Origin of the sequence: Streptomyces sp. NPDC057438 (assembly GCF_042802995.1) — a bacterium.
GTDB lineage: Bacteria > Actinomycetota > Actinomycetes > Streptomycetales > Streptomycetaceae > Streptomyces.
The window spans coordinates 1-14,164 of record NZ_JBHVDD010000020.1; the positions used below are offsets into that span (position 1 = coordinate 1).

Annotated in this window: 13 protein-coding genes; 7 read left to right on the forward strand and 6 right to left on the reverse strand. The window is 71.6% G+C overall.

The genetic code is table 11. From position 1 onward, the window contains the following. Positions 1-234 precede the first annotated feature (234 nt). On the forward strand, positions 235-609 hold the full coding sequence (locus tag ACFU5F_RS14045; RefSeq protein WP_383886569.1) for a hypothetical protein: 375 nt from the start codon (positions 235-237) through the stop codon (positions 607-609). Positions 610-821: 212 nt separating this feature from the next. Beyond that, positions 822-1,193, forward strand: a complete 372-nt coding sequence (locus ACFU5F_RS14050; RefSeq protein ID WP_383886571.1) for an ArsR/SmtB family transcription factor — start codon at positions 822-824, stop codon at positions 1,191-1,193. Between the two features lie 11 nt (positions 1,194-1,204). Here the strand turns inward: ACFU5F_RS14050 and ACFU5F_RS14055 are convergent, their stop codons facing one another. Beyond that, the gene (locus ACFU5F_RS14055; protein ID WP_383886573.1) at positions 1,205-1,585 is read right to left on the reverse strand and encodes a VOC family protein; all 381 of its coding nucleotides are present in this window, start codon (positions 1,583-1,585) and stop codon (positions 1,205-1,207) included. A 181-nt stretch (positions 1,586-1,766) separates the two neighbouring features. Next, the gene (locus ACFU5F_RS14060) at positions 1,767-3,581 is read right to left on the reverse strand and encodes a protein kinase (protein ID WP_383886575.1); all 1,815 of its coding nucleotides are present in this window, start codon (positions 3,579-3,581) and stop codon (positions 1,767-1,769) included. Between the two features lie 420 nt (positions 3,582-4,001). Between ACFU5F_RS14060 and ACFU5F_RS14065 the strand changes: the two genes are divergently transcribed. After that, positions 4,002-7,208 carry a glycoside hydrolase N-terminal domain-containing protein gene (locus ACFU5F_RS14065; protein WP_383886577.1) on the forward strand — a complete coding sequence of 1,069 codons (3,207 nt, stop codon included), beginning with the start codon at positions 4,002-4,004 and terminating at the stop codon, positions 7,206-7,208. A gap of 33 nt (positions 7,209-7,241) precedes the next feature. Here ACFU5F_RS14065 and ACFU5F_RS14070 read toward each other — a convergent pair whose 3' ends face one another. After that, a complete protein-coding gene (locus ACFU5F_RS14070) occupies positions 7,242-8,000 on the reverse strand; it encodes a DUF5995 family protein (RefSeq protein ID WP_383886579.1) in 759 nt (252 codons plus the stop codon). Between the two features lie 205 nt (positions 8,001-8,205). Between ACFU5F_RS14070 and ACFU5F_RS14075 the strand changes: the two genes are divergently transcribed. Further along, the gene (locus ACFU5F_RS14075) at positions 8,206-9,225 is read left to right on the forward strand and encodes an ATP-dependent DNA ligase (protein WP_383886581.1); all 1,020 of its coding nucleotides are present in this window, start codon (positions 8,206-8,208) and stop codon (positions 9,223-9,225) included. A gap of 64 nt (positions 9,226-9,289) precedes the next feature. Here ACFU5F_RS14075 and ACFU5F_RS14080 read toward each other — a convergent pair whose 3' ends face one another. Next, on the reverse strand, positions 9,290-10,072 hold the full coding sequence (locus ACFU5F_RS14080) for a sulfite exporter TauE/SafE family protein (protein WP_383886583.1): 783 nt from the start codon (positions 10,070-10,072) through the stop codon (positions 9,290-9,292). Between the two features lie 202 nt (positions 10,073-10,274). Next, positions 10,275-10,856, reverse strand: a complete 582-nt coding sequence (locus ACFU5F_RS14085) for a TetR family transcriptional regulator (protein WP_383886585.1) — start codon at positions 10,854-10,856, stop codon at positions 10,275-10,277. 130 nt (positions 10,857-10,986) lie between these two features. Between ACFU5F_RS14085 and ACFU5F_RS14090 the strand changes: the two genes are divergently transcribed. From ACFU5F_RS14090 to ACFU5F_RS14100, 3 genes are all read left to right on the forward strand, one after another. Further along, positions 10,987-12,117: an FAD-dependent oxidoreductase gene (locus ACFU5F_RS14090; RefSeq protein ID WP_383886587.1), complete on the forward strand. Its 1,131-nt coding sequence runs from the start codon at positions 10,987-10,989 to the stop codon at positions 12,115-12,117. A 174-nt stretch (positions 12,118-12,291) separates the two neighbouring features. Next, complete coding sequence (locus ACFU5F_RS14095) at positions 12,292-12,471, forward strand: hypothetical protein (RefSeq protein ID WP_383886589.1); 180 nt, start codon at positions 12,292-12,294, stop codon at positions 12,469-12,471. 621 nt (positions 12,472-13,092) lie between these two features. Further along, positions 13,093-13,515, forward strand: coding sequence for a hypothetical protein (locus ACFU5F_RS14100; protein ID WP_383886591.1), 423 nt, complete (start codon positions 13,093-13,095; stop codon positions 13,513-13,515). A 57-nt stretch (positions 13,516-13,572) separates the two neighbouring features. On the opposite strand, the gene ACFU5F_RS14105 is transcribed toward ACFU5F_RS14100, so the two are convergent. Continuing rightward, positions 13,573-14,046, reverse strand: a complete 474-nt coding sequence (locus tag ACFU5F_RS14105) for an ATP-binding protein (RefSeq protein WP_383886593.1) — start codon at positions 14,044-14,046, stop codon at positions 13,573-13,575. Positions 14,047-14,164 lie beyond the last annotated feature (118 nt).

Consider the following 14,164-nt stretch of genomic DNA (forward strand, 5'->3'; position numbering starts at 1 on the left):
CGCATCGGAGCCTCGGCGTCCACGGACGCGCGCTGCCCGACCTGCCGCCCGACACAGATGAACCGCCTGCCTGTCATCCGCGGTCCCAAGTGATGCGGTGATCCACCAGTTCCGGGCTTGCTCGTTCAGTACCGGAACTTCGGGAGTCCCGGCCGGCAGCGCTTCGTAGGGTCCTTGCACCCGGCGGCGGAAGGGTGACTCCCGAGCCGCGCATCGACCAGAGGAGACGCTGTCATGAGCAATGCGGAGATTTCCCTGAAGGAGATCATGACGTCGATCGAGGGCGCGTTAGGGACCGCGCTGGTCGACTACACCAGTGGCATGGCGCTGGGCACGCTGGGGGGAGGCAAGGACCTCGACCTGACGATCGCGGCTGCGGGCAACACGGACGTGATCCGTGCCAAGACCCGCACGATGGAGCACCTCGGACTCACGGGTGCGATCGAGGACATGTTGATCACCCTCGGCAGCCAGTACCACATCATCCAGCCGCTCAAGGGCCGCGGCGGCAACGGGCTGTTCCTCTACCTCGTGCTCGACCGGATGAAGTCGAACCTGGCGATGGCCCGCCATCAGCTCAGGCGCATCGGGGCGGAACTCGACGTCTAGACAACTCCGTGAAGAGCGGCGCCGCACGCCCATGACTTGAAGACTTCTTCAACTGGGTATATCCAGATCAGGTCAATCCCCTGGGTGTGCGGCGCCCGATCCACGAGGATGGACCGCACCACCGGCTTCCACACTGCCGACCGCGCGGTGACGCCCACGGGGCCACCGCGCCCGGAATGAGCCCGTCACGCGCCAGGGAGCGAGCGATTCTCATGCAGGTCCCCCTCTACCAGGCCAAGGCCGAGTTCTTCCGCATGCTCGGGCATCCGGTACGCATCCGGGTCCTGGAACTGCTGCAGGGCGGCCCCCTGGCCGTACGCGACCTGCTGAACGAGATCGACATCGAACCGTCCAGCCTCTCGCAGCAGTTGGCGGTGCTGCGCCGGTCGGGGATCGTGATCTCCATCCGCGAGGGCTCCACCGTCAGCTACGCACTCGCCGGTGGCGACGTGGCCGACCTGCTGCGCGCGGCCCGCCGGATCCTGACCGAACTGCTCGTCGGCCAGCGCGAGCTGCTGGTGGAACTCCAACAAGCCGAGACCCAGCCGGCCCTCACCCCGGGCGGTGCCGGACGGCGACCCTGACCGACCGTCCCTCAGAGCGGGTTGAGGCGTGCCTTGAGCAGGCAGAACTCGTTGCCCTCGGGGTCGGTCAGGACGTGCCACTGCTCGTCGCCGGTCTGTCCGATGTCGGCCGGGCGTGCACCGAGCGCCAACAGGCGTTCGAGTTCGGCGTCCTGGTCGCGGTCGGTGGCGTTGACGTCGATGTGCAGCCGGGACTTGCCCGGCTCCGGCTCCTCCCGGTAGCTGAGGATGATCGTCGGCTGGGGTCCGCCGAATCCCTCGCGCGGCCCGATCTCCAGCGTGCCGTCGTCCTCGCGGTCGAGGACGACGTAGTCCAGGACCTCGCACCAGAACCGCGCCAGCACGTCGGGTTCGCGGCAGCCGAGCACGAGTTCACTGATACGACATGCCATGTGAGGACCCTCTCTCGGCCGGGGCACCGCCGAGGAGGCCGCCCGCGCGCGTCGCGCGGCCTCCGGCAGCGGAGATCAACCCGGTGACCGTACTCGACGAGGTGATCACGGGCGAGACGATTTCGGGGCGCCGTAGCTGTGGGGGAGTCGTGCGGGACCGGCGCGGGGTCGACGAAGGGGGTCAGCTCTCCGCGGGGTAGACGCGGGTCACCTTGCCCTTGGTGTCGGCCTCCAGGTAGCCGGACTGGCTGTACTCGTCGCTGAAGTAGACGGCCATCCCGGCCGGGGTGTCGAAGATGTCGTTGGGCTGTCTCACCAGCAGGTAACGGTTCTCCGGGTCGGGGACGTTGAGCTTCTTCTCCGCCTCCTTGAGGAGCGCGGGGACCTTGTCCCAGTCGAAGTCGTCGAGGTCGACGGGCTGTTCACCGCCGGACAGGGTGCCCTTGATGATGCCCTTCTCCACGCCCTGCCCCGGACGGTAGGTGTAGGAGTCGTACCTCTTGTCGCTTCCCTCGACCATCAGCCGCGCCGACACGAAGTCCGGGTAGACGGAGAAGTCGCCGAAGGTGTCGCGGCCGGTCTCCTTCTTGAACGCCTTGATCGCGGTGCGGATGCCGTCCGGGGTCAGCATGTCGCCCGGCTCCGTGGAGTCCTGCGACCGCACCTCGGTGGGGTCGGCGTCGGCCGGTGAGGAGGTCGGCTTCGGGGTCGACCTGTCGGCCGATGTGGTCGCGGAGGTGGTGGGGGAGTCCCCCGCGTCCGCGTCGCCGTCGCCCCCCGCGGGCAGCAGCCACCACAGCAGGAGCAGAGCACCGGCGAGGGAAGCTCCGGTCATGCTCAGCAGGGCGCCGGTACGCCGTCCGCGCGGACGGGGCGGGCCCACGGGCGCGGTCACCGGCTGGTACGGGGGCTGCCCCATGGACGGCTGGTACGGCGACGGCGGCGGGCCGAAACCGGCGGTCGTGGCACGCGCCGGGTCGGCACCGCTCTTGCCGAGCCCGACCGGGGGCGGCGGGACGGCGGCGCCGGAACCGGTGTACGCGGTCGGCGACGTGAAGCCGCCCGAGTGCGGAGGGACCGGGCCGGTGGCGGGCGTCGGTGGGGTCAGCGGGAACGACGTGGGCTCGGACCAGGCTGCCGCTGCGGTGGGCCCGGCCTCGACCTTGGCCAGTCGCTCGTCGAACACGGCTGCCGACGGCCGCGCGGACGGATCCCGTACGAGCACGCTCATCAGGACGTCACCCAGGGCGCCGGCGCGGACGGGAGGCGCCACGTCGTCGTTGAGGACCGCGGCGAGCGTGGCCAGGGTGCTGCCCCGGCGCAGCGGGTGGTGGCCCTCCACCGCGGTGTACAGCATCATCGCCAGCGACCACAGGTCGGAGGCGGAGCCGCCCTCGTGCCCGGAGATGCGTTCCGGTGCCATGAAGTCGGGTGTGCCGATGACGGAGCCGGTGGCGGTGAGACCGCTCGTCTCTCGGATCGCGGCGATGCCGAAGTCGGTGAGGACGGGGCGCCCGTCGGGGCGCATGAGCACGTTGGCGGGCTTGACGTCCCGGTGCTGGATACCGGCGTCGTGCGCGGCGGTGAGCGCGGCCAGTACCTGTCGGCCGATCCGGGTCGCCTCCGTCGGCGGCATCGGGCCCTCGGCCAGCCGGTCGGCCAGCGAGCCGCCGCTGACCATCTCCATCACGATCCACGGGTAGGTGCCCTCACCGCCGTCGACTATGTGGTGGATGGTGACGACGTTCGGATGGTCGATGCGGGCCAGGGCCCGGGCCTCGCGCAGGACTCTCTCGCGCAGCAGCCGGGCGCCCTCGGGGTCGTACTCCGCGAGGTCCCGGTCGGGCGGGCGGACTTCCTTGACCGCCACGAGCCTGTGCAGCACCAGGTCCCTGGCCCGCCAGACCGTCCCCATCCCGCCGCCACCGAGGCGGCTCTCCAACTCGAAGCGCCCGTCGACGACTCGTCTTTCGGGCCCTCTGTCGTCCTCGTTCATGGGCGGGAGCATAGTTGGCTTTTCCGACCGCTTTCGCCGTCCCTGGGAAGGCGGGGAGAGGCGGCCCCCACGCCCGGGACGGTGAACGGTCGATTCCGTGCGTGGGAAGGAACGCGGCATGCCGTCGCCGTGCCGCGCGGCGACTCGATGTGGTCGGCAACTGGAGCGCTCCACCATCGAGTTGACGTCCCGTCGGAGCCGCGGGCGGCGAGGGTCCGTGCGGGGCGTGCGGCCGGGGAGGCAGGGGGCCGGTCTCGCCCGGCCGTGTCCCGCCCGCAGCGACGGCCTCGGGTATTCGGTGCCACCTCCCTCTAGACATCCGATCTATCGACCGGAGACGATGATTGCGCCCCTGGCAGAGGTCGATGTGGTTGTCATTTCCCCGTGAAAGAGCCGATGAATGGGCTGGGAGATCTTACTGTGATCAATGAATCCGACCCGCAGCGACGGGGCATTCTCAAGTTCGGCGGCGCCCTCGCCTTCGCCCCGTTGATCACTCAGCTCACCGGAGGTACCCCCATGGACCGAGCCGTCGCCGCCGGGGCCGACGCCACGGCGCCCGTCCAGTGGCCGGCCCTCTCCCGCAAGGCACTGACGTACCGCGTCCCCGCCACGGACTGGCAGTCGCAGGCACTGCCGATCGGCAACGGCCGGCTCGGCGCCATGCTCTTCGCCGATCCCGACGAGGAATGCATCCAGTTCAACGAACAGAGCCTGTGGGGAGGCGTCAACAACTACGACAACGCTCTCGCGGGCAAGCCGGACAGCGACTTCGACACCGGCATGACCGGTTTCGGTTCCTACCGGAACTTCGGTGACATGGTGGTCACCTTCGCCTGGTGTCCGCGTCCGAAGGTCACGGCCCCCGGGGGCCCGTACAACAGTTCCGCGTCGGAGGGTGTCGACAAGACGTACGACGGTGCCCCGACCACCAAGTGGTGCATCGACGGGCCCGGTACGAAGGTGCGGTGGCAGGTCGAGCTGCCCGACCCCGTCGCGGTCGCCTCGTACCGGCTGACGAGCGCCGACGACGTGCCGCAGCGCGACCCCCAGGAGTGGACCTTCTCCGGTTCCGTCGACGGCGACACCTGGACCCCGCTGGACCGCCGCACCCTGGACGCGCCCTTCGAGAGCCGCTTCCGGACGAAGGAGTTCACCTGCGCCGACAGCGCCGCCTACCGCTTCTACCGGTTCGACTTCGTCCCCAAGGCGGGCGTCAGCCACTTCCAGGTGGGCGAGATCGGCCTCGCCGGGGTCGACCTGGGCGGGGCCGGCGCGACCTACCTGTCGTCACCGAGCGGCCATTCCGAGGGGTCGGGAACGGGGGCCCGGGCCACGGACATCTCCCGTTCGGTGGACGGTGATCCGGCCACCGTCTGGCGGGTCGGCGCCGCCGCACCGGCCGTCGTCTGGCAGGCCGACCTGACCCGTGCCGCCGTCGTGACCTCGTACACGCTGACCTCGGCCCCCGACCGACCCCACGAGGACCCCCGGCGATGGCGCCTGGAGGCGTCACAGGACGGGCACGCGTGGACGGCCCTCGACACGCAGGACCCCCAGGAGGCCTTCGCCGGCCGCGGCGAGAGACGGACCTTCCGGATCGGCAACAGCACGGCCTACCGCGTATACCGCCTCACCCTGGCCCCCGGCGCCTCCGCCACCGCTCTCCAGATCGCGGAGATCGCGCTGGCGGGCGCGGACTTCGACACACGCGCCCAGCGGACGGTCGTCGACTACGAGCGCGCCCTCGACTTCGTGCAGGGTCTCCACGTCACCCGCTTCGGCCCGCCGGGACGGCGCGTTCTGCGTGAGGCGTTCGCCAGCCGCTCGGCGGACGTCATGGTCTTCCGCTACACCTCCGACAGCGCCCGGGGACTCTCCGGCGCGATCGCGCTGACGTCCGGACAGGACCGGGCCCCGACCTCCGTCGACCCCGAAGCCCGGCGGATCGGTTTCACCGGCGTCATGGGCAACGGCCTCCGGCACGCGTGCACCGTCCAGGTCGTGGACGCCGACGGCGACCTCAGCGCCGACGGCTCGACGCTCCGGTTCAGTGACTGCACCACACTGACGCTGCTCCTCGACGCCCGGACCGACTACCGACTCGACGCCGCGGCCGGATGGCGTGGAGGCGATCCGCGGGCGGCCATCGACCGGGCGCTCGCCAAGGCGGCGGCCCGGCCCTACGACAGGCTGCGCGACCGGCACACCTCACGGACGCGCGCCCTGATGAACCGGGTCTCGGTCGCCTGGGGCACCTCCGACGCCGATGTCATGGCCCTGCCCACCGCCGCACGGCTGGCACGCTACGCGGCGGGCAAGGCCGACCCGACACTCGAACAGTCGATGTTCGACTACGGCCGGTACCTGCTCATCAGCTCCTCCCGCCCCGACGGCCTGCCCGCCAACCTCCAGGGCCTGTGGAACGACAGCAACCAGCCGGCGTGGGCATCCGACTACCACACCAACATCAACATCCAGATGAACTACTGGGGAGCGGAGACGACGAACCTGTCGGAGTGCCACAAGGCGCTCGTCGGATTCGTCGAACAGGTGGCGGTGCCCAGCCGCGTGGCGACCCGCAACGCCTTCGGTGCCCGCACCCGCGGCTGGACGGCCCGCACCAGTCAGAGCATCTTCGGCGGCAACGCCTGGGAGTGGAACACCGTCGCGAGTGCCTGGTACGCCCAACACCTCTACGAGCACTGGGCGTTCACCCAGGACATGGGCTACCTGCGCACCGTAGCCCATCCGATGATCAAGGAGATCTGCGAGTTCTGGGAGGACCATCTCAAGGAGCGCGCGGACGGACTCCTCGTCGCGCCGGACGGCTGGTCGCCCGAGCACGGGCCGCGCGAGGACGGCGTCATGTACGACCAGCAGATCATCTGGGACCTGTTCCAGAACTACCTCGACTGCGAGGCGGTCCTCGGGGCGGACCCCGCTTACCGGGCCAAGGTCGCGGACATGCAGGCGCGCCTGGCACCCAACAAGATCGGCAGGTGGGGCCAGTTGCAGGAGTGGCAGGAGGACATCGACAGCCCCACCGACATCCACCGGCACACCTCGCACCTGTTCGCCGTCTATCCGGGCCGTCAGATCACCCCGAAGAACCGCGACTTCGCGGCCGCCGCACTCGTCTCGCTCAAAGCCCGGTGCGGAGAGAAGGACGGCGTCCCGTTCACGGCCGCGACGGTGTCGGGCGACAGCCGCCGCTCCTGGACCTGGCCGTGGCGGGCGGCCCTGTTCGCCCGCCTCGGCGACGGGCGGCGCGCCCAGGTCATGCTGCGCGGACTGCTGACCTACAACACGCTGCCCAACCTGTTCTGCAACCACCCGCCCTTCCAGATGGACGGCAACTTCGGCATCTCCGGCGCCGTCGCCGAGATGCTCCTGCAGAGCCACGACGGTGTCATCCACCTCCTGCCCGCCCTCCCCGACGACTGGCAGGCCGAGGGCTCCTTCACCGGCCTGCGCGCCCGCGGCGGCTACGAGATCGCCTGCGCGTGGCGGAACGGCAAGGTCACGTCGTACGACATCGTCGCCGACCGGGCACCGGACCGGAAGAAGAAGGTCACCGTGCGGGTGAACGGCAGGGAGACGAAGGTGAGGCCGACCCGGCCCTGACGGGTGGGCCCGGCGCCCGGCACCGCGCCGAGGTCACTCGACGGCACTGTCCAGATGAGCGATGACGGCCGGTACGTCGTCGCTCTCGGTGCTCCGGATCAGCTGCAGGGCCGGTCGCACGAGACCACCCGGCCGCGCCACCAGCCGCGCGAGTACGGCCGCCCGGACGTCGAGCCGCTCGACGGTGGCCGCGCGCTCCGCCTCGCTCTGGCCGGCGAGCAGGACGGCGTTGTGCCACGCCTCCGCGCGGGACTGGCGGACACTGAAGTCGAGGATCCGCTCGTCGGTGCGGGCGCCGACCCGGTCCAGCAGCGACATGAGCGGCGACAGGGCCCCGACCGAGTCCTGCACCGTGAGCGCCACCCGGGCCAGGATGTCGTTGATCAGCAGAAAGTCGTGCCGTAGCGCGTGGATGGCCTCGCCGGGGGCGGTCCGCGCCGCGGCGACGGCAAGGTCGAGGTTGATGTGCGCGTTCACGCCGAGCAGCAGGTGCTGGACGATGACGGTGTCGCCGTCGTCGAGGAGCCCGAACGCCTGACGCCAGCACCGCGGCCCGCCCCGGTCGCGACGCCAGGCGTCGTACGCCTCGAAGTAGCGGTTGCCGAACAGCGTGTCGAAGCGGTCCATGCGGGCGCCGTCCTCGAACAGCCCGGCATGGATGCCCGTGCGGACCTCGGCGGTCACCTGCCGGTAGAGCGCCGCGAAGTACCCGACCCGGTCACCGGAGCGGGCGGCCTCCCGCACGATCTGGGCAAGCCCGTCCACGACCTCGTCGATGTTCTCCGCCGTCATGACCAACTCCCTTTTCGTGGAAAGCCGTTGGGCCCGTCGGCCGAGTGCTGTCCGCCGTGTCGATCGCAGCCCCGTTGTACCACCGCACGCCGCGATGAGCCCGCCCCGCGGCAGACCCGGACGGAGCCCGCCGCTCGCGTCGGTGTGCGTCCGTCCGGTGCCGCCCGGCGTGCGGGCCGGGTGGAAGCCGCGTACATGTGGCCCTGTGGCACTGACCCCTCCGATCGAGCCGATGCTCGCCGCGACACGGCGGATCCTTCCGTCGGAGGGGGGCCTGCCCGGCGGACTGGTCGCGGAACAGAAGGTGGACGGGTTCCGCGCCCTGCTGTTCGCGCGCCCCGGGCACGCGCTGATCCAGTCCCGCCGGGGATCGGACCTGACCGGTGCCTTTCCGGACATCGCCGTGGCGGCCGCCAACCTCGGAGAGACGCTCGTCCTGGACGGCGAGCTGGTCGTGCCCCACGAGGGCCGGCTGGACTTCCCCAGGCTCCAGAGCCGGGCGAGCCGCCGGGGCGCCGGAGCCGTGCGGGCCGCCGCCCGCCATCCGGCCCACCTGATCGTCTTCGACGTGCTGGAGGCGTCGGGCGACGAGCAGTTGGCCAGGCCGTACCGCGAGCGACGGGCCGTGCTGGAGAACCTCTTCGCCCACGGTGTGCTCGCCGCCCCGTTCACGCTGTGTCCGCACACGACCGACCGCACCACGGCACGGGACTGGCTGGACCCCGTCTGGGGCACGGCCGGAATCGAGGGGGTGGTCTGCAAGGGTCTCGCGCAGCCCTATCTGCCCGGCAGGCGGGCCTGGATCAAGGTGCGCGCCCGGATCACCGCCGAAGCCGTGATCGGCGCGGTCACCGGCTCCCCGACGCATCCGCTCACCCTCGTGCTGGGCCGCTACGACGGCTCCGGTGAGCTGCGCATGGTCGCCCTCACCACCCCGCTGGACACCGAGGCCCGGCAGGAGCTGGGCCGGCGACTGACCCGAGCGGGCTCGGAACACCCCTGGCACGGCCGGCACTTCCGCGCGGGGTGGGGCTCCCGCAGCCAGGTGGAGTACTGCCCGGTCCGGCCCGACATGGTCGCCGAGTTCGTCGCGGACGCGGCCTTCGACGCGGGCCGGTACCGTCATCCGGTCCGTTTCGTACGGGTCCGCTCCGACATGAGTCCCCGGGACGTCGAGCTGCTTCCCGGTCCGGACGCTCCTGGCACAGGTGACCCCGACCGGTGACCCGGACCGGTGACCCGGACCGGTGACCCGGACCGGTGACGTGGCCCGCCGGGAGGCGGTCCGGTCAGCGCAGGACCTGGACGGCGTACAGGGCGCCGACACCGGTGGCCAGGGTGCCGAGCAGGAGGCGGAGCGCGCTCTCCGGCAGCAGGGGTTGCAGACGGGCGCCGGCGTAACCGCCGACCAGGCCTCCGGCGCCGCAGGACAGGCCCAGCAGCCAGTCGGGGGCGACGTCCCCGGTGGTGGTCAGGGAGAGCAGCCCGTAGGTGATCGCGCCGATGACGGACGTCACGAACGTGGAGGCGAGGGCGGCGGGTGCGACGGTGGCCACCGGTGTGCCGCGGCCGACGAGGACGGGACCGATCAGGGAGCCGCCCCCGATCCCGTAGATGCCGCCCGCGACGCCGACGGCCAGCGCCAGCGATGTCGTCGCCCGGGGTGACGGCGGACGGGCGGCCTTCGGCGGGGCCTGCCGGAGGGTGCGCAGGCACAGCCAGAGTCCGAGCGGCAGCAGCAGCGCGGAGACGAGCAGCCGGAACACCCGGGGGCCCGGCACGGCGAAGACGCGGATCGCCGCCCCGATGATCACACCGGGCACGGAACCGGCGATGATCAGGCGGGTCAACGGGCCGCCCAGTCGCCCGGCACGCCAGTGACGCAGGAGGGCGCCCGGGCCGGCCACGACGTTGTAGAGCAGGTTCGTCGGGGTCACCGCGGGGCTCGGCACTCCGAGGACGCTGACCTGGACCGGCAGCAGGAAGACCGCGCCGGAGACGCCCACGGGCGAGGTGGCCATCGAGATCAGGAGCCCGGCGACGAACCCGAGCACCCCCGTCGACCATGTCACCCGAGGACTCCCTGGACGGATCGCCACTTGTCTGCGTGCTCCGGAGCCCTGCCCCGGACCGGGTGCCTCTCGTTCGCGTGAACAGTGACCCCGCCCTGAATCCAACCGCCTGGGGAGGCCGGGAACAACCGCACCTGGCTGCCGCTCAACCCGATCGGCGGCCGCCGCGCCGTCCACCGGGCGGGACGGCGGCGGCGCGGCGTCAGTTCGGCGAGAGGAGCGCCTGGATGGCCGGTGCGAGTCCGGTCTCGATCTCGTCCGGCGTCAGGGCGGTCACGGCGGGGAGCCGCAGCAGATAGCGGGTCAGCCCGAGACCGAGGAGCTGGGCGGAGACCAGACCGGCGCGGCGGGCGGCGAGTTCCGGGCCGAGGGCCGCGGCCAGCGCCGGGGCGACCTGGGCCGCGAAGATCTCGTGCATGCGCGCCGCGGCCTGTTCGTTGGTGACCGCCGAGCGCAGCAGGACCAGCAGCGCGTCGTCCGCGGGGTCGCCCTCCCAGCGGGCGAGAAAGTGCCGCACCAGAGCCTGCGCCACCTCATCGGCCGGAACGTCCGTCAGGTCGGGCAGCCGCAGGTCGATGGCGAGGGTCGCGTCGAACAGCTGGGCCTTGCTGCCGAAGTAGCGCATGACCATCGAGGGGTCGATGCCGGCGTCGGAGGCGACGGCCCGGATCGTGGTGCGTTCGTAGCCCTGGGCGGCGAACCGCTCCCGCGCGGCACGCAGGATCGCGGCCTTCGTGCGGTCGGAGCGTTTGTCCGTGCCGGTGGTCTCGGTGCCTCGCGTCATGCCAACAAGTGTAGGCCAACGCATGTTGACATCCCAGTGCGGACCGGCTCATCATGTCAACAAGCGTTGGCCAACAAGCGTTGGCATGCGTGTACGGACTGCCCCTGACTCGAGAACGAAAGGCCCCGTCATGGACACCACAGCCCTGCCCGCCCGTACCGAGGTCGCCGTCGTCGGTGGCGGTCCCACCGGGCTGGCGCTCGCCGTCACCCTCGCCTCCGCCGGCATCGACTTCGTCGTCCTGGACCGTCTGACCGAGGGCGCGAACACCTCACGAGCCGCTGTCGTCCACGCCCGCACCCTGGAGGTCCTGGACGAAATGGGCGCCTCCGAGGAGCTGGTCCGGCGAGGCATCCGCATCACCCGCTTCGCGGTCCGCGACGGCGCCCGCCGACTGCTGACCGTTCCGTTCGACCAGCTCCCCACACCTCACCCCTACGCCCTGATGGTTCCCCAGTACGAGACCGAGAGCGTGCTGCTGGACCGGCTGCGCGCGCTCGGCCACGAGGTGCACCGCCCCTACGAGGTCGCGTCGGCCGCCCAGGACGACGACGGCGTGACGCTCACCATGACCACCGGCGAGGAACTGCGCGCGGCGTACGCCGTCGGTGCCGACGGCATGCACAGCACCGTGCGTGAGGCGGCCTGCATCGGGTTCACCGGCAGGTCCTACGCCGAGTCCTTCGTGCTCGCCGACGTACAGATGGACTGGACGCCGGGACCCGCCGAGGTCTCCCTGACCTTCGGAACCAGGGGCCTCGCCGTCGTCGCCCCGCTCCCCGGCGGGCACTACCGGGTGGTCGCCACCGTGGACGACGCACCCGCCGCCCCCGATCTCGCCTTCGTCCAGCAGGTGCTCGACGAGCGCGCCCCCGGACAGGCCAGGGTCAGCGGGCTGGCCTGGTCGTCACGTTTCCGGGTGCACCATCGCGTCGCCGACCGCTACCGGGCCGGCCGCCTGCTGCTGGCCGGGGACGCCGCTCATGTGCACAGCCCCGCCGGCGGCCAGGGGATGAACACCGGCATCCAGGACGGCTACGCGCTCGGCCGGGCCTTCGCCACCGGACAGCTCGACGGCTACGAGGCGCGCCGCCGCCCCGTCGCCCAGCGGGTGGTCGCCTTCACCGACCGGATGACCCGCGCGGCCACCACCCGCAACCCCCTGGTCCGCGCGGCCCGCAACCTCGCCCTGCCGCTGCTCGGCCGCACGGGCCTGCCCAGGAGGCTCGCCACCGAACTCGCCGAGCTCGACTACCGCTGAGCCCGCAGCGTCCGAAAGGAAAACGAGGGCGACGAGGGGGGCGGGACCCGGCATACCATCGAACCCGCGCGGAGGGCGATCAGGCGCGGGGACAAGGGGGTCACGCCATGGTCCGGAGCCGACTGGGCGGCGTTCGTCGGAGGGCCGGTCTTCTTCGGTCTGCCGGCGTCGTGGGTGGCGCTGTTGCTCGTGCTGGGGTGGCCGGAAAACGGCTGGGGCAGCCGTTTCCTGCGCGTCGTGGGCGCGCTCTGCCTGGTCACGGCAGCCGTCTCCCTGGCCTGGTACCTGCCGTCACGGGGCGTCGAGTGCCGACGGGATCCGTCGTCCAGCGCCTGCCTGCCCGCCGCCCCATGACCCACCGCGACTTCGGTGGCGGTCAGGTCCACGCGACGTGGAACATCGCGCATTCGAGCAGGTCGGCCGGCGCGCCGACGGGTCACATGCCGGTGCCCGCCGGCTGCCGGGCGGCCGCGTGCAGGAAGGTGCAATAGACCTCGTAGCGGTGGGGTGACCAGTCCCGGTCCGCCCACACCCGGGCCGCGACCGAGCCGTCGGGGTCGTGGGCGGTCTCCTGGCCGACCGCGGTGGCCAGGGATCGCAGGCGCTGTCCTGCCGGCTGTACCTGGGGGGGGCGGCATCCGCGGGGTCGAGCTGGGGTCCCTGTACCTGGGGACGGAGGACGCGCAGGGCAACCCGCTCACCAGCGCGCCCTACGGGCTGCTGCGCCTGGCGATTCCCGCCGCACCTACGCCCGCAGCTGGGACCACGTCGGGAAGGCGCTGACTCGTACGGCTCGCACGGTCCGGGACGCCTCGCGCATCCCCGGCCTGCGCATCACCGAACAGCCCGCCTCTCTACGGCAGTTCCGGGCCAGGCTCGCCCCGGTCACCCCGTAGGCGCACCCGACCCGTCGAGCCCGGTCACCTCGCGAGGTCGCGGTTCGAACGAAACGCCTGTTCGTGGCGTCCGAGGAGCATGAAGGTTTCGCGTGGATCCGCCGTCCTGCTCCTGAGCGCCGTGCTGTCGCTCGCCGGGTGCTCCGCCTCGTCCGGTGATCCGGATGACGAGGCGTACTCCGGACCCACCCTGCCCGCCCGCACCGTCGTCAAGGGCACGTGGCGCGAGGGCCCGGCCAAGCCCGAGGAGCAGACCCCGTACCCGTATGACATCAATACGCACTGTGGGATCAAGTGGGTGCATTTCGGTGGCCGCTGGTGGGTGCTCGACATCGTGCTCCCCGGTGGCGAGCGGGTGCAGGGGGAGCCGCCCCCGCCGGGGACCGAGAGGGTCGCCGGCTACATGACCCTGATCGGCCCGGACACCGCCGACTTCGACGCCGCCGGAATGCCCACGCTGCAGTTCGTACCGGCCGACGAGGAGCCGCCGGGCTGCGCCTAGAAGGTCGATGAAGATGTGTCGTGCAGGAGCCCGCGGGGGTGCGGCGCTCCAGCTGTCCTACGGATCACGTCCGGCCGGGCGGGCACCCGGCTCCTCCGCGAGGACGACCGAGGCGATCGTGCTCTTGCCTACCGGTTCCCGGCGCACCTCGTAGCTCTCGCACGCGGCGACGACGATCTCCAGCCCGTGCTGCCCGACCCGTTCCGGCTCCGCGGCCGAGGCCACCGGCAGTGTCGGCTCGCTGTCCCAGACGGTGACCCGCACCGCACCGCCGGACACCTCCAGGTCCAGCAGACAGGGGCCGGGCGCGTACTTGCAGGCGTTGGTGAGCAGCTCGCTGACGACCAGTTGAACGGTTCCCACGGCTCTGGCGGACACCGGAAGGTCGAGGACGGACTGCAGGCGCCCCAGGAAGGCCCGGGCCAGGGCACGGCCCCGAGCGATGTCGCCGGGGTCACCGTGGTACATCGCCGAGCTCTTGATCAGCCCGTCGTCCAGCAGGGGGCTGTCGTGGTGGGCAGCCTCGTCCATGCGATCCGCCCGCTTCCTGAGCCTTGATCGGTACACGGGCCCGTCTACCCCCAAAAGCCCGCGAACACCAGACTCGGCCGGACCTCTCCCTCCTCCACCCGTCTGCCGGAGGCCGGGG